This is a genomic window from Bradyrhizobium sacchari, from assembly GCF_002068095.1.
Taxonomy (GTDB): domain Bacteria; phylum Pseudomonadota; class Alphaproteobacteria; order Rhizobiales; family Xanthobacteraceae; genus Bradyrhizobium; species Bradyrhizobium sacchari.
The window spans coordinates 103,197-117,425 of sequence record NZ_LWIG01000066.1; the positions used below are offsets into that span (position 1 = coordinate 103,197).

General features: G+C 65.0%; 13 protein-coding genes. 6 read left to right on the forward strand and 7 right to left on the reverse strand.

Annotated elements, in window-relative coordinates; all coding sequences use genetic code 11:
* The 4 genes from A5906_RS38975 to A5906_RS38990 form a co-directional block, all read right to left on the reverse strand.
* A partial coding sequence (locus A5906_RS38975; RefSeq protein ID WP_245327136.1) for a metallophosphoesterase family protein occupies window positions 1-684 on the reverse strand: 684 nt, incomplete at its 3' end.
* Window positions 685-800: 116 nt separating this feature from the next.
* Window positions 801-1,406, reverse strand: coding sequence for a hypothetical protein (locus A5906_RS38980; protein WP_080140368.1), 606 nt, complete (start codon window positions 1,404-1,406; stop codon window positions 801-803).
* The gene (locus A5906_RS38985) at window positions 1,399-2,085 is read right to left on the reverse strand and encodes a DUF2135 domain-containing protein (RefSeq protein WP_080140369.1); all 687 of its coding nucleotides are present in this window, start codon (window positions 2,083-2,085) and stop codon (window positions 1,399-1,401) included. The genes A5906_RS38980 and A5906_RS38985 overlap by 8 nt, the downstream gene beginning before the upstream one ends.
* Entirely contained in the window at window positions 2,082-2,867 is a 786-nt protein-coding gene (locus tag A5906_RS38990) for a MotA/TolQ/ExbB proton channel family protein (RefSeq protein WP_080140370.1), read from the reverse strand. Before A5906_RS38990 ends, A5906_RS38985 begins: the two co-directional genes overlap by 4 nt.
* A gap of 198 nt (window positions 2,868-3,065) precedes the next feature.
* On the opposite strand from A5906_RS38990, the gene A5906_RS38995 reads away from it, so the two are divergent.
* The 3 genes from A5906_RS38995 to A5906_RS39005 all read left to right on the forward strand — a co-directional run bounded on the left by A5906_RS38995 (window position 3,066) and on the right by A5906_RS39005 (window position 5,510).
* Window positions 3,066-4,436 carry a sensor histidine kinase gene (locus tag A5906_RS38995; RefSeq protein ID WP_080140371.1) on the forward strand — a complete coding sequence of 457 codons (1,371 nt, stop codon included), beginning with the start codon at window positions 3,066-3,068 and terminating at the stop codon, window positions 4,434-4,436.
* A 7-nt stretch (window positions 4,437-4,443) separates the two neighbouring features.
* The gene (locus tag A5906_RS39000; protein ID WP_080140372.1) at window positions 4,444-5,094 is read left to right on the forward strand and encodes a response regulator; all 651 of its coding nucleotides are present in this window, start codon (window positions 4,444-4,446) and stop codon (window positions 5,092-5,094) included.
* 110 nt (window positions 5,095-5,204) lie between these two features.
* Window positions 5,205-5,510, forward strand: a complete 306-nt coding sequence (locus A5906_RS39005) for a hypothetical protein (protein ID WP_080140427.1) — start codon at window positions 5,205-5,207, stop codon at window positions 5,508-5,510.
* A gap of 15 nt (window positions 5,511-5,525) precedes the next feature.
* Here the strand turns inward: A5906_RS39005 and A5906_RS39010 are convergent, their stop codons facing one another.
* A complete protein-coding gene (locus A5906_RS39010) occupies window positions 5,526-6,113 on the reverse strand; it encodes a TetR/AcrR family transcriptional regulator (protein WP_080140373.1) in 588 nt (195 codons plus the stop codon).
* Between the two features lie 563 nt (window positions 6,114-6,676).
* On the opposite strand from A5906_RS39010, the gene purB reads away from it, so the two are divergent.
* Together purB and A5906_RS39020 are read left to right on the forward strand one after the other, a co-directional pair.
* A complete protein-coding gene (gene purB, locus A5906_RS39015; RefSeq protein WP_080140374.1) occupies window positions 6,677-7,984 on the forward strand; it encodes an adenylosuccinate lyase in 1,308 nt (435 codons plus the stop codon).
* A 133-nt stretch (window positions 7,985-8,117) separates the two neighbouring features.
* Window positions 8,118-9,287, forward strand: coding sequence for a M20 aminoacylase family protein (locus tag A5906_RS39020; RefSeq protein WP_080140375.1), 1,170 nt, complete (start codon window positions 8,118-8,120; stop codon window positions 9,285-9,287).
* Between the two features lie 52 nt (window positions 9,288-9,339).
* On the opposite strand, the gene A5906_RS39025 is transcribed toward A5906_RS39020, so the two are convergent.
* Window positions 9,340-11,193 (reverse strand): ATP-binding protein, encoded by a 1,854-nt coding sequence (locus A5906_RS39025; protein WP_080140376.1) that lies wholly within the window; start codon window positions 11,191-11,193, stop codon window positions 9,340-9,342.
* Between the two features lie 209 nt (window positions 11,194-11,402).
* On the opposite strand from A5906_RS39025, the gene A5906_RS39030 reads away from it, so the two are divergent.
* Window positions 11,403-12,770 (forward strand): ABC transporter substrate-binding protein, encoded by a 1,368-nt coding sequence (locus A5906_RS39030; RefSeq protein ID WP_080140377.1) that lies wholly within the window; start codon window positions 11,403-11,405, stop codon window positions 12,768-12,770.
* A 68-nt stretch (window positions 12,771-12,838) separates the two neighbouring features.
* Here A5906_RS39030 and A5906_RS39035 read toward each other — a convergent pair whose 3' ends face one another.
* A complete protein-coding gene (locus A5906_RS39035) occupies window positions 12,839-14,164 on the reverse strand; it encodes an LVIVD repeat-containing protein (RefSeq protein WP_080140378.1) in 1,326 nt (441 codons plus the stop codon).
* Window positions 14,165-14,229 lie beyond the last annotated feature (65 nt).

Genomic DNA, 14,229 nt, shown 5'->3' on the forward strand with positions numbered 1-14,229 from the left:
GCGCCCCGCCGCGCTCGCGATGTCGTAGGGGGCGCGGCAATACGTGATCTGGCACGAGACCGTGTCGAACAGCACGAACGACGCCGAGGGATCGCCGTCGCGGGGCTGACCGACCGAACCGAGCACGGCCAGCCATTGCCGCCCGCGCAGCAGCTGGACGGGGACGTCGGTCTTCGGCACGAAGCTCGTCATCTTCGCCGTCACCGACATCGAATAGAGCGCCGGACGGTGGATGTGGCCGCAGAAGGTGACATGGGCGGGTGTCGAGATCAGGCTCTTGGCGGCATCCGCCGTCGATCGGACATAGTGCCAGCGCTGCGGGCTGGAGGCCTCCGAATGCACGAACAGGCGGTCGCTGTCCTCCACCAGCATCGGCAACTCGGCCAGGAATCGCCGCTGCGCAGCATCGAGCCGGCCGCGGGTCCATTCGATTGCGATCTGCGCCTCGGCGTTCATGGTCTCCGTCGACGAATTGACCGCCTGGTCGTGATTGCCGCGCACCGCGACGGCCCCCTGCGCGACCAGCTCCATTGCGGTATCCACCACCCATTCCGGATCGGCGCCATAGCCGACGAAGTCGCCGAGCAGGACGAACCGCTCCGCCCCCTTGGCGCGGGCAACCTTCAGGCAGGCCTCGAACGCCTGCCGGTTGCCATGGATATCCGAGAAAACAGCGAGAAGCACGCACCCTCCACCCTCGAATTCTTATTGGAGGCCGATAAGGCCAAATTGAGGGAGGTCAAGAAGATGCGCCAGCGCTGCGCCGTTTACCAGCGTAGCCCTGCGGTGATGGTGAAAGCCTATTGCTCGTCCTTGGGCGGCATTCGGGGCGGCGGAATCGGGGTGAACACCGCGCCTTGTGCGCCGGCAGGCGGAGCATTGAATTCGCCGGTCGAGGAATCGCCGCCGCTCGTCTCCAGGATCGCCTTTGGTGTCACATATTCCCGGACCATGTCGATGAGGCTGCCGTCGCCACCGCCGAAATCGGCGGCGCGGCCGCCTTGCGGATGTCCGAGCGCGATCTCGTTCTCCGCGGCGTGGGTCTTGTCGGCGAGGCTGTCGTTGTAGGGCACACGAAAGGCGCGCGGGATGCCGCTCGGGCGATTGTCCTCATCGAGCTGCTCGACCCAGAGGTAGATCGAGCCGGGATCACCGTCCAGCGAATGCGGCTCGACGATGCGGGACTTCAGCAGTTTGAAGTTAGCAGGCAGCCGGTCGGAACTAGCCCAGCCGAGCAGCCCTCGCATTTCCGTGAAGCTGACGATATAGAAGGCGCTGGTGACGACCACCGCCACCGCCTTCAGCGACCAATGCAGGCGCGCATAGACCAGCACGACCAGCAGCAGCGCGCCGATGACGGCATAGGCGACCGACAGCGTCGCGATGACCGTCTGCAGGTTACTCACGGCGAATCCTCACAGGGTTCCTGCTCACGCCGGTCTTCGGATCGACATCGGCGCCGTTGCGCCAGCTGCTGCGGAACGTCTCCAGCAGCGATTTCGGCCGTTGATCGACATTGACGACCTTGCCTTCCGCATCGATGCGGAATCGCACCGCGGTCTTCTCGTCGCCGGTGTGGTCGAGCGTGAACTTGTTGTCGAAGATCACCTGCGCGGTCGGATTGAGCTTCTGCACCTTCACATTGGCCGTCACCGGCTCGCCGGTGGTGGCGACGAAATGCGAGACATTCACCGTGTATTCGCCGGCGAGGATGCCGCGCACTGTGACGATCTCCTCGCGGATCGGCGAAGCGATCTTCTTGCCAGCGACCATGATGAAGTCGTTGGCCCCGCCACGGTCGTCGCGGTCGAGCGTGAGGAAGCCGGCCTCGCGGTGACGATACCAGGCGATGTTGCCGGCGGGATCCTGCACGAACAGGTCGAGGTCGTCGGGGTGGTTGTCCGGCCAGTCCAGCGTGATGATGAACTCGGCCTTGGAATCGATCTTGCCGTCCTTGGCATCGGGCGAGATCGCGAGCAGCGCGAGGAAGAACAGGAAGGCGATCACCTGGAGCGCCTTGAACAGCATCACGCCCAGGGGATCGAACGGCTCCTCGCGCGGATAGAGACCGAAATCATCCATCATGGCGGGGTTCCGGCACCCTTGATTGCAGCACCCTTGCGTTCCAAAACCGGCGTCACATAGGTCTCGGTCAGCACCACCGCATCCGAGAACACCCGCTGGGTCGCGGCATCCAGCATGTAGTACTGGATGCGGACCAGGATCGAGCCGACGAGGCCGGCCAGCGTCGTGTACATCGCGACCGCCATGCCGTCGCTCATCAAGCCCATCGAGGAGCGCATCGCGACCTTGTCGGCGGCATCCAGCCCCGCGATTGGTGCCAGCATGATGATGAAGCCGATGATGGTGCCGAGCAGGCCGAGCTTCATCAGCGTATCCGAAACGAAGGCGCCGAACCCGTTGGAGCCGCGCAGCCGGTCGGCCAGCGTTCGCAGCAGCAGCGTCTGGTCCACGGGGCGGTAATCCTGCGCCGCAGCCTTCGTCACCAGGCTCTCGATGTGATCGCGCACCAGCCCGCGCGGCAGCATCGCCGCGCGCGCATCCAGCGCCTTGCCGCCGTCAGGCGCGGCGAGCGCCGCCCGGCAGCGCCGCGCCGCCGCGCCTTCCCGCGCGATCGCCCGTGTACGCAGGAAGCAATGGCCGCAGGTGACGATGTAGAGCAGCGCGATGACGCTCGAAATGTAGGTGCGGTCCGAGGTCAGCATCAGATGGATCAGGCCGAAGCGCCACAGCAGCACGACGGCGAAGATCGACAGCCCGGTGAAGATCATCCAGAACAGCAGCGCGCTGCGTTCGGATGGATCCGCCGCAGACCCGGCGATCGGTCCAATCGTCATCGAGCTCATGCTGCACCGCTCCTCGCCCGTAACGATGGGCCTCTGAAGATTCCATCCCGATTAGACCAAAGCCGCGTATCAGGTCCAAAGACCCATGCCCAATCCGGCTTGGGAAATTTGCCCGAGCTGCAATCCTGCCACACCCCGCAATTGGCAAGGCGCGGCGGCGTTGTTAGGCTGACCTTACCAAACGTCGGGGGTGATCGCATGCGCCTCGTGCTTCAGCTTGTTGCCCGCCTGCTGCTCATCGTGGCGCTATGCCTGGGCGCCGCCACCGTATGGGCCACTTTCGACGCCTATCGCAGCATTGACCGGGCGACTGCCGCCTCGGCGCAGCGCGTCGCGCAGGCGCTCCAGGCGCTATACTGGCACGAGCTGTTGTTGCGCAGCAGCAGAGCGCGCGAGCACCTGCTGCCAGTTCCGGAATGGCGCACGCTGGAGACCATGAAGCTGATCTCGCCCGGGGTCTGCGTCGAGTTCCAGCCGGCGACCGCATTCGAGAAGCCGCTCTGCGGCCAGAGCGAGGGACTGGGCAAGACCCCTCCGCGCTGGTTCGCTTCGATCGTGCCGACCTTCCTGGGCAGCCATGCCGAGGTGGTACGGCCGGTCAGTCCGCGCGCCGCTGCCGCCGGCACGGTGGTGGCGACGCCCGATGCGGCTGCCGCGATTTCGCTCGCCTGGGAATACGTCCTCAACGTCATCGACGTCGCGCTGCTGATGGCCGCGGCGATCGCCCTGCTCGCCTCGCTCGCGATCGCTCACGCGCTCGCGCCGGCGCGCGCGATCGTCACCGCGCTCCAGCGCATGGCGCGCGGACAGTATCGCACAAGATTGCCGCGCTTCCGCTCGATGGAGCTCGCGATGATCGGCAGCGCCGTCGGCGAGCTCGGCGGCCGGCTGGAGGAAGCAACCGAACAGCGCGCGGCGCTGACCCGGCGCCTGATCGAGATCCGCGACGACGAGCGCCGCGCGCTCGCCCGCGAGCTGCACGACGAGTTCGGGCAGAACCTGTCCGCCATCCTCGCCTTCGCCAACACCATCGAGACGGCGAGCGCGAAGCAGAACAAGGACGATGGGATCGCACAGGACGCGCGCATGATCTCGCAGGCCACGCATCATCTGATGGCCTCGCTGCGCGATGCACTGAAGCGGCTGCGCAATCCGCTGCCCGAGGAGCTCGGGCTCGAGGCCAGCCTCGTCAATCTCGTCGACAGCTGGCGCTCGCAGAGTGCGGCGCGGCCGACCATCCAGCTCGACCTCAGGGGCGACCTCACCGACATCAGCGGCCCGGCCGCCACCACCGCCTATCGTGTTGCCCAGGAATGCCTGACCAACGCGCTGCGCCACAGCGCGGCGCGCGAGATCAGCTTGCGCGTCGAGCGGCGCGCGGGCGAGGACGATGCGCTCGTGATCCGTGTCGAGGACGACGGCGGCGGCGATGCCGCGCGCGTCGCGCAGTCGGCCGGCTTCGGTCTCACCGGCATTCGCGAACGCGTCGCGGCGGCCGGCGGATCGCTGTCGATCCTGCCTGCATCCCGCGGCCTCAGCGTCGCCGCCACCATCCCGCTCGCCGCATGAGGCCGACATGAGCGATGTCGCGGCAACAGGCGTCTCGGTGCTGCTGGTCGACGATCATCCGATCGTCCGCCAGGGCTACCGGCGCTTGCTGGAGAGCCAGGGCGACCTGCATGTCGTGGCCGAAGCCGACAACGCCGCGGATGCCTACGGCGCCTTCAAGGCGCACGACCCCGATGTCGTCGTGCTCGACATCTCGATGCCCGGCGCCAGCGGACTGGAGGCGATCCGCAACATCCGCGCCCGCAGCCCGCGGGCGCGCATCCTCGTCTTCACCATGCACAACGAGGCCGTGCTGGTGAAAGCGGCCTTCAGCGCCGGCGCCTCCGGCTTCGTCACCAAGAGCAGCGAGCCGTCCGTGGTCGTCAATGCGATCCGCAGCGTCGCCCGCGGCGAGCGCGCCATGAGCGACGACATCGCGCATATTCTGGCCGAGGACAGTTTGTCGACGGGCTCGGTGCTGGACCAACTCGGCGAGCGCGAGATCGAAATCCTGCGCCAGTTCGCCGGCGGCGCCACCACCGAAGAGATCGCCGCGCATCTCAATCTCAGTGTGAAGACGGTCCAGAACTATCACTACCTGATCAAGACCAAGACCGGCGCGCGCACGGACGCGCAGCTGGTGCGGCTCGCCGCGACGTGCGGCTTGACTAAGATCTAGCAGTGGGGCTGCCGGATTCCTCCATCGACGGGCGCTCGTGAATCTGCCGCGCGGGATGGAACGGAGGCCATCCGGCTCCGGTTAGGAGTGGAGTGGAGGAGTACATCGCCATGAGTAAGGCTCATCACAAGGCAATCGACCATCCCCCGATCATTACCGTAGGCGAGCTCATCGACGAACTTTGCCGCCTGCCCGATACGGCCGTCGTCCACTTCCGCTGCCCCATGCTCGAGCAGGAGCTGACCTTCTACCGTCTTCGGAAGCGGTCGAAAGATACAGTCGAGATCGCGGTCAATACATATCCGGAGAGCCCGCCGGTCGTGCCGGCGGCGAACGGCGCGTTTCACCCGCGCGGGCACGGAACCACTTCGCCCTCTGTTCGCGAGGGCGCCCTTCTCCACAAGGCAAGAGGCTAGATCAGGCGTCGCGGTCTAACAGGACTTCAACCCACGCAGCACCAGCGCGAGCGCCGCATCGACGCGCGCCGGTAGATCGGCGTCCTTCCATTCGTCGGCATGGGCTGGATGATGGAAGCGGCAGGTTGCATCGAAGATCGCGCGCGCGGTCACCTTGACGTCGCCCACGGCGAATACGCCCTGGCTCACGCCATCGGTCAGAATCGCCGCGATCTGGTCGATCATCGTGTCCTTGTGGCACTTGACGGCCGCACAGGCCTCGCGCGCCAGGGTCAGATAGGTCTCGAACATCTCGGGGTCGTCGAGCACGCGCGAACGCTTGGCCGCGAACAGCGTGCGCAGCCAGCGATCGAGCCGGTCAGGCGCCGGCCCCTGCTCCCTGGCGATCGCCAGGAGCGGGGCGTCGATGCGGTCGAGCCAGCGTTTGGCAACGGCCTCGCGCAGCGATGCCTTGCTCGGGAAATGGCGATAGACGCTGCCGTGGCTCACATCGAGCGCACGGGCAACGTCAACCACGGTGGCCTTGGCAAGTCCGTAGCGCCGCAAGACGTCCTCGGTGACTTCGAGGATCCGCTCCGGCGTCAGGATCACGGCTTCATTCATGCCAGCACCTTGTTCCCGTTCAGGGTTCACCCGGCGACGGCGCTGATTCCGAAGCGCCCTTCACCGGTCGTTTCGGAAAGCTCTCGCCTTAATGAGGCAGTTTTGCAGCCTGCGCCGCGATCTGGCGCGCCACCAGCAAATTGAGCCAATGCCCAATCGTTCCGGTGAAATTGAGGATTTCGGTCGTCATAGCCTTAAGTCTCCATTCGTCCACGGCGCCCACCTCCAAATTACGCCCCTGAATCCGTAGTTGTTTCGGACCTGGGGCTCCCCGGGTGGAAATAGCCGCGGGACGCCCAATCGGAGCGTCCGGAGACGGATATACACGTCTCGCTGACAGATTTCAATATCTGTCAGTCAATGATCCGTGATTGACGGTTAATATTTGCGACCTGGCGGCGCCACTCCCTGCCGGCGGGCTCGGTGGATAGCTGGGCGATCCCCCTCTCGCGGAGCCCAGACCGTTTGTTTCGCCCTGCCCGCTCTGTTAAATCACGGCGTAAAAAGCATTTTGGCCGGCGCCGCCCCTCAAGGCCGCCCGCCCACCTTCCTGGAGCCGTCAGATGATCCCCCGCTATACCCGTCCCGAAATGGCCTCGATCTGGGAGCCGCAGACCCGGTTCAAGATCTGGTTCGAGATCGAGGCGCACGCGGCGGACGCCCTCGCCGAGCTTGGGACCATCCCCAAGGAGGCCGCCAAAACGGTCTGGGCCAAGGCCAAGGACGCCACCTTCGACGTCGCCCGCATCGACGAGATCGAGCGCGAGACCAAGCACGACGTCATCGCCTTCCTCACCCACCTCGCCGAGATCGTCGGCCCCGAAGCGCGCTTCGTGCACCAGGGCATGACCTCCTCCGACGTGCTCGACACCTGCCTCAACGTCCAGCTCACCCGCGCCGCCGACCTGTTGCTCGCCGACCTCGACAAGGTGCTGGCCGCGCTGAAGAAGCGCGCCTTCGAGCACAAGATGACGCCGACCATCGGCCGCAGCCACGGCATCCATGCCGAGCCCGTCACCTTCGGCCTCAAGCTCGCCTATGCCTATGCCGAGTTCACGCGCGCCAAGGAGCGCCTGATCGCGGCACGGAGGGAAGTCGCGACCTGCGCCATCTCCGGCGCCGTCGGCACCTTCGCGCAGATCGACCCCCGCGTCGAAGAGCATGTCGCCAAGGCCATGGGTCTCGTGCCCGAGCCGATCTCGACCCAGGTGATCCCGCGCGACCGCCACGCCATGTATTTCTCGACGCTGGGCGTGATCGCCTCCTCGATAGAGCGCATCGCGGTCGAGATCCGCCACATGCAGCGCACCGAGGTGCTGGAGGCCGAAGAGTTCTTCTCCGAAGGGCAGAAGGGTTCGTCCGCGATGCCGCACAAGCGCAACCCGGTGCTGTCGGAGAACCTCACCGGCCTCTCCCGCATGGTGCGCGCCTATGTGACACCGGCGCTGGAGAACGTCGTGCTCTGGCACGAGCGCGACATCTCGCACTCCTCGGCCGAGCGCATGATGGGCCCGGATGCGACCGTCACGCTCGACTTCGCGCTGGTGCGCCTCGCCGGCCTGATCGACAAGCTCCTGGTCTATCCCGCCAACATGCAGAAGAACCTCGACCGCCTCGGCGGCCTCGTGCATTCGCAGCGCGTGCTGCTGGCGCTGACCCAGAAGGGCGCAAGCCGCGAGGACGCCTACAAGCTGGTGCAGCGCAACGCCATGCCGGTCTGGCGCGGCGAAGGCGACTTCCTTCAACTCCTGAAAAAGGACGCGGAGGTGAAGAAGTATCTCACCGATGCCGAGATCGAGGAGCAGTTCGACCTCGGCTATCACCTCAAGCACGTCGACACGATCTTCAAGCGCGTGTTCGGGGAGAGCTGAACTTCCGTCATTCCGGCGCACGCGAAGCGTGAACGATGGTGCGCGATTGCGCACCTGAGAATTTCGAGATTCCGGGTTCGATGCTTCGCATCGCCCCGGAGTGACGACAAAGCCCACAAGAAACGGATCCCCCATGCCCATCGTCAACCGCATCGCCGCCCTCTCCGACGAAATGGCCGCCTGGCGCCATGACTTCCACGAGAACCCGGAGCTGCTCTACGAAGTCCACCGCACCGCCGGCATCGTTGCCGACAAGCTGCGCGAGTTCGGCTGCGACGAGGTGGTGACGGGCATAGGCCGCACCGGCGTGGTCGGCGTGATCCGCGGCCGCAAGTCGGCTTCCGGCAAGACCATTGGCCTGCGCGCCGACATGGACGCGCTGCCGATCATGGAAACCTCGGGCGTGCCCTACGCCTCGAAGGTGCCCGGCAAGATGCACGCCTGCGGCCATGACGGCCACACCGCCATGCTGCTCGGCGCCGCCAAATATCTCGCCGAGACGCGCAATTTCGACGGCACCGCGATCATGATCTTCCAGCCCGCCGAGGAAGGCGGCGGTGGCGGCAAAGCCATGGTCGAGGACGGGCTGATGACGCGCTGGAACATCCAGGAGGTCTATGGCATGCACAACATGCCGGGCCTTCCCGAAGGCCATTTCGCCACCACGCCCGGCGCGATGCTCGCCTCCTCCGACAATATCCAGATCACCGTCCGCGGCAAGGGCGGCCATGCCGGCGCAGGTCCGCACAAATCGGTCGACAGCGTGCTGATCGGCTCGCAGATCGTCAATGCGCTGCAGTCGATCGTGGCGCGCAACGTCGATCCGCTGAAATCGGCCGTCATCTCGATCACGCAATTCCACTCCGGCACCGCCTTCAACATCATCCCCGAAGTCGCCGAGCTCGCCGGCACCGTGCGCACGCTCGATCCCGAAGTGCGCGATCTCGTCGAGCGCCGCATCAGTGAGGTCGCCGACAGCGTCGCCCGCGCCTATGGCGGCTCGGCCGAGACGAAATACACGCGGATGTATCCGGTGACGATGAACCATGCGCGCGAGGCCGGCCTTGCTGCCGACGTCGCCCGCGACATCGTCGGCACCGATCGCGTCAACGACAAGTTCATCCCGATGATGGGCGCCGAGGACTTCTCGTTCATGCTCGAAGCGCGGCCCGGCGCCATGGTGCTGGTCGGCATGGGTGACGGCAACGAGTGCCACCACCCGGCCTATGTCTTCAACGACAACATCCTCGGCCACGGCGCCTCGTTCTGGGTGCGCATGATCGAAACGCGGATGCCGGCGTAACCGACACATTTGCAGCCGCGTAACCGCAAAAGAACAGGTTACGCGGCCCCCGTCAGCGGGCCACAGAGCGCCGGCCCGTCGGCTCATCCGCCTCCAACAGGCGGGATGTGGCCTCGTCCGAGGCGAGAGGCAGGGTGAACTGAAAGACGGCGCCCCGAGGCTCGTTTGCGCCGGCCCACATCTGTCCGCCATGCGCCTCGATGATCGAGCGGCAGATGGCGAGGCCCATTCCCATGCCCGTCGGCTTGGTGGTGTAGAAGGCCTCGAACAGGGACTCGACATTCTTCGGATCCAGTCCCGGACCGGAATCCCGCAATGTGACGTGCACGCCGCTCGATACATCCCGATCGGTGCTGATCAGCAATTCGCGTTCCTCCTCGCCAACCGCGGTCATCGCTTCGATCGCGTTGACAATCAGGTTGAGCACCACTTGCTGGAGTTGAACCCGATCTGCCGGAACGGTGGGCAAGCCATCCGCAAGCTGCGTTCGTACCGAGACGCGGTTCTTGAACGCTTCGCTGCGGGTCAGCGCGATGACCTCGAGCACCGTCTGGTTGATGTCCATATCCTCCTTTTGCGGCGGCGCTTTCCTTATCAGCGCCCGGATCCGGCCGATGATGTCGCCGGCTCGAGTGCCATCGCCGGTGATCCAGCCGAACGTCTGTCGAACCCGCTCCAGATTTGGCGGCTGAGCCTCCAGCCAATTCAGTCCAGCCTCGGCGTTCGCCACGATCGCGGCGATCGGCTGGTTGACCTCATGGGCAATCGAGGCCGTGAGCTGCCCCATCGTGGTGACGCGATTTGCGTGCGCGAGCTCCATCAAGGCTTCGCGGTAAAGCCGCTCGTGTTCGCGCGCTTCGGCCTCTGCCCGCTTGAGGGCGGTCAGATCGAGGACAAAGCCGACGCCTTGATCTCCACCCTGTGCAAACATCGTCCCGCCGATCAGCACGGAGACACGGCTTCCATCCTTCCGCACATACTCCTTCTCGAACGGCTGAGCCGTCCCGACCCGTTTCAATTCCGCCACGGTTTTTGCGTCGCGGTCGCGCCATTCCGGCGGCGTGAGGTCGAAGCGATGCAGGCGCCCGGCGGCGAGATCGTCCCGGTCGTATCCGACGATGCGCAGGAACGCGTCATTCGCCTCGAGAATGCGCCCCTCGACTTCCCAGATGATGATCCCGATGATGTTGGCGTCGAACAGGCGCCGGATCTTGATATCTTGCGCTGCAAGATCGCTCTGCAGTTGAATGTTCTCCTCGGTCGCCTGTCTCCGACGCTTCGCTTCGAGCCGCGCGAGCGCCAACGCCGCTCCCGCCAGCGCGACGACGAGGACAACGGCGCCGGCAATCAGCCAGGTCCAGCGCTGCTCGAATGCTTCGGCATGCGTCTCCCGGTCGGCGAGCCGAAAGCGCTCGTGATCCACCATCTGATCGATTTGCGAGCGGATCTCGTCCATGCTGCGGATCATCGCCAGCGCCGCCTGGCCGGACGTACCGGCGGTCTTCACCATCTCGTCGATCTCACGCAGCTTTGCCGAAACGGTCAGCGCCAGATGTTGCGCGCGCAGACTCTGCAACGGGTCGTCCGCGACCAGCACGAGCAGCGCCTGCGCCTCGCGCCGCACACCTTCGTCGGAGACGCCGTAGGCTTTGAGATAGGTGGGATCGAGGGTCATTAGATACCCGCGCCGTTCGGTCTCGAGCTCGGCAGTGATCGAACGCAACCGATCGAGTGTTTCGAGGACCTGCCGGCTATGCCCAAGCAGGTTATGGGCGGCCTGCCGCTCCTGCTGATATTGCACGCCGAGAAACGCCGTCGCAGCGAACAGCGTCAGAAGCGCCACGACCGCCACGATCAGCGGACGAGCCAGCCATCGCAAAGACGGGACCACAGCAGGGACTGACATCGGCCTTGGGTCTTCTATGCTCGTGTGACCGCGCGTCTTCTGGTGTCGACGCCAGAGCATGATAGAATAATAGCATGGTTAGATGGGGTGAGAACTCGACATTCTCGCCCCAAGGTTACACCGGTTTGGCCGTCAGTCGTCGCGCTAGGGCCGCACATCACCGGTATGGCTCGTGTTGCGAATGACTGCCCGTCGCAGGGAGAGCCAACATGACGTACGCACAGAGCAGTCGAATTCGGACCAGCCGTCGCAGCTTCGTTCGGGGACTGGGGGCGGCGGGCGCTGTCTTGCCGACGCTGGCGGCGCTGCCGCGCTGGAGCTTCGCCGAGGATCGCGCGGCGACCTACGCCAACGCGAACATCGATTGGAAGCAGTTTGCGGGACAGACGATCTCTCTTTCGGGTGCGATCCATCCCTGGTCGAATGCGATCACGCCGTTGCTGCCGGAGTTCACCAGGCTCACCGGCATCAACGTCGCCATCGATTTCCAGCTCGAAACCACATTCCTCGGCGCCTTGGCGATCAAACTCGCCCGCGGCAGCGCGACGCCCGACGTCTTCATGTTCACGACCTATGGCCAGGGCATCTCAGGAGGATGGCTCGAGCCGCTGAACGGCTATTATTCCAACAGATCGCTGACCGATCTCGGCTGGTACGACGAGAACGACCTGCTCAAGACGGCACGGGCCTTCCCGCTGTGGTCCGACGGCGAACGGTACGCCATGCCGATCACCTCCGAAGCGATGACCATGTTCATCAACGCCGACGCGCTGGCTGCCAAGAGCCTGCCGGTTCCGCAGACGTTCGAAGAGCTGCTTGCGACCGCTAAAGCGCTCAAGTCCGGCGAGATGTCGGGGATCGCTATGCGGGCCCAGGCCAGCGGCAATTCCTCCCCGCCGGCCATGGGCTTCGTGTTCTCTTACGGCGGCGCCATGGTCAAGGACAACAAGGCCGTCTTCGCAAGCGCCGAAGCGATTGCGGCCGTCGAGATGTACGGACGCCTGCTCAGCCAGGCCGGGCCCGCCGGCGTCGGCAGCTATGAATGGTACCACGTGCTGGACGACTTCCTGCAGGGACGGACTGCAGTCGCGATCGACAGCAGCAATTTCGCGACCGACATCTCCAATCCCGCCAGGAGTCGCGTCGCGAAGCAGGCGGCGTTTGCGGTCTTTCCGCATCACCCGGGTCGCGCCCCAGTGCCCTTCATGTCGCACTGGCAGGCCTGCATCAATTCAAAGTCACGAAACAAGCGGGCAGCTTTCCTGTTCCTGCTCTGGGCGACAAGCAAACCGACATCGCTGCAGACTGCCGCAGCGGGACTTGCGACGACACGCGTGTCGGCGTGGTCCAGCGAGGGGTTCAAGACGGCGTTCGGCTCGCAAGCCGCCGAGGCGGCGCTGACCAACCTGCAAAATGCCGATGTCGAACGCGCCAAGGCGATTCTCTTCCATCCGCAATCGAGATCGATCCTGGATGCCTTCATGATCGGCGTCAATGAAGTGGTCAACGGCGAGAAGACGGCAAACGATGCTATGACTGGCGCCGCCGCGCAGGCCAATGCGGCGATCCGCGGCTAGCGGCAAAGCGTCGCCCAATCGGAACGGCCGGTCGACGGACAAATCACCAACTCAACCTTGCGCGGCGTTCATCCCTGATATTGCAACACGTGCATGCCGGCGTTCCAGTCGGAGACGAACATCAGCCCGTCGGGCCGGACATAGGCGTCGCAGGTCTTGGCTGCGAGGGCGATATTCGGGCGGGGGTCGACGAGCTTCTTCGGCGTCGGCGGCACCCAGTACGCGATCTCCTTCGGCGCAAAGGCATCCTTGAGGTCGAACACCCTGACGCCGGCATTGTTGTAGGTCGCGAAGATCGTCTCCTCGCTCTGGAACGAGCCCGGGCGGTTCTCGTGCAGATTATGCGGGCCGAACGTGCCGATCGTGCAGAAGTCGCGCTCGCGCGGGGTCGGCAAGGTTGCGATCGGCACCGGGTTCTCGGGCGCGCGCACGTCCAGTACGAAAGTGTGGAACAGGCCCTTGGCGCATTTCTCCGCATTCGCTTCGTCCGCGACGACCGCGAGCTGTCGCTTCGGCAGCGGCAGCGGCGTATGCGTGCCGCCGGCGAAGGGCGGCGACCAGTTGATGTGGGACAGCAGCTTTGGATTTGCGGGATCGCTGATGTCGTGGATGGTGAAGCCGCCGTCGCGCCAGGCGGCATAGCCGCGATCGCCCGCCGTTATCATGTGATGGAGCGCAAAGCGCTTGCCCTTCGGCGTCGGCGGCTCACCGGCCGCGCGGTTCATGCCCGGCAGCCACCACTTCGCAATGACTTCAGGCTTGGTGATGGTCTTGAGATCGACCACGCAGAGGATGTGGTCGGTGAAGCCGTCGAAATGCGCCGATACATAGGCATAGCGGCCGCCCGGCCACCACAGCCGGTTGATGCCGAAGCCCGGCATTTCGAGGAACGCGATCTCGCGCATCTCGCCGGGTTTCGAGATGTCATGGATCGACAGGCCGGAGCGGAATTTCTTCGCCTTGGTGATGCTGTCGACCAGGGTGTTCTCGAAATAGCCGCGCATGTTGTCGTAGGACTGCATCGCGACGATGTTGGCGCCGTTCGCAACCAGCAGCAGGTCCTCCGCCGCCTGCAAATGGTGGGTGCGGGTGTATTGCCCCGCGGTGAAGAAGTTCACCGGCTTCAGCGCACGGGGATCGGACGCGTCCAGGATCGTCACGCCGTCGCTGAACATATGTCCGACATAGACGTGCTGCCGGTTGAACATCACCTGCACACTGTCGGGGCGGCCGCCAATGTCGCTGTAGGAGATGTGCTGGATGCCTTTGCCGATGCCTTCCGGCGGAACGTCCGCCTCTGAAGCCGAGGTGGGCCTCGACCAGGCGGACAGCGCTGCGGCCCCGACCACGCCCGACAATTGCTGAAGGTGGCGGCGGCGAGAGACTTGAGGCATCGATTTCCCCCCATTTTTTGGAGGGATGATGCTCGCTTGCGCCGAGGCAAGCAAGCCTCTCGCGT

Bases quoted from the DNA above. Each gene is read 5' to 3' on its own strand.
- A5906_RS39025 (WP_080140376.1), bottom strand. From the start codon at position 11,193: ATGTCAGTCCCTGCTGTGGTCCCGTCTTTGCGATGGCTGGCTCGTCCG.
- A5906_RS39020 (WP_080140375.1), top strand. From the start codon at position 8,118: ATGCCCATCGTCAACCGCATCGCCGCCCTCTCCGACGAAATGGCCGCC.
- A5906_RS39030 (WP_080140377.1), top strand. From the start codon at position 11,403: ATGACGTACGCACAGAGCAGTCGAATTCGGACCAGCCGTCGCAGCTTC.
- A5906_RS39035 (WP_080140378.1), bottom strand. From the start codon at position 14,164: ATGCCTCAAGTCTCTCGCCGCCGCCACCTTCAGCAATTGTCGGGCGTG.
- A5906_RS39010 (WP_080140373.1), bottom strand. From the start codon at position 6,113: ATGAATGAAGCCGTGATCCTGACGCCGGAGCGGATCCTCGAAGTCACC.
- A5906_RS39000 (WP_080140372.1), top strand. From the start codon at position 4,444: ATGAGCGATGTCGCGGCAACAGGCGTCTCGGTGCTGCTGGTCGACGAT.
- A5906_RS38990 (WP_080140370.1), bottom strand. From the start codon at position 2,867: ATGAGCTCGATGACGATTGGACCGATCGCCGGGTCTGCGGCGGATCCA.
- purB (WP_080140374.1), top strand. From the start codon at position 6,677: ATGATCCCCCGCTATACCCGTCCCGAAATGGCCTCGATCTGGGAGCCG.
- A5906_RS38995 (WP_080140371.1), top strand. From the start codon at position 3,066: ATGCGCCTCGTGCTTCAGCTTGTTGCCCGCCTGCTGCTCATCGTGGCG.
- A5906_RS39005 (WP_080140427.1), top strand. From the start codon at position 5,205: ATGAGTAAGGCTCATCACAAGGCAATCGACCATCCCCCGATCATTACC.
- A5906_RS38985 (WP_080140369.1), bottom strand. From the start codon at position 2,085: ATGATGGATGATTTCGGTCTCTATCCGCGCGAGGAGCCGTTCGATCCC.